We start from the raw sequence: 386 nt of genomic DNA on the forward strand, positions 1-386 counted from the left end.
AACAACGAGCGGGAGATCATGGAGCAGTTGCACGCCTTCTACAAAGGACGGACGGTGGTGGTCGTGGCGCATCGGCTAAGCACGGTACGTGACGCGGACAAGATCGTGGTGCTGGACAAGGGACGCGTCGTGGAGGAAGGGACGCATCAGGAACTCACGGCCTTGCGGGGGACTTATTATAAGTTGGTGAAGAATCAGTTGGAGCTTGGGAATTGAGAATTGAAAATTGAAAATTAGTTGGAGAAGAGAAATAAGGACATAGAACTGAGGAGCGAGGAGGTACAGGAGGTGATGGGGCAAGTGCCGGCCTGGATCGTACGGTGGGGGATAACGCTGTTATTCCTCGTGGTCGTGACATTGCTGGTGGGAAGCTGTTTCTTCAAATA

2 pseudogenes are annotated in these 386 nt (G+C 52.6%); both read left to right on the forward strand.

Going from position 1 to position 386, the window contains the following annotated elements:
- A pseudogene (locus DWY79_RS22450) lies at positions 1-216 on the forward strand (peptidase domain-containing ABC transporter); the annotation flags it as partial.
- Between the two features lie 21 nt (positions 217-237).
- A pseudogene (locus DWY79_RS23455) lies at positions 238-386 on the forward strand (hemolysin D); the annotation flags it as partial.

Source organism: Parabacteroides sp. AF27-14 (genome assembly GCF_003635425.1).
Taxonomy (GTDB): domain Bacteria; phylum Bacteroidota; class Bacteroidia; order Bacteroidales; family Tannerellaceae; genus Parabacteroides; species Parabacteroides distasonis.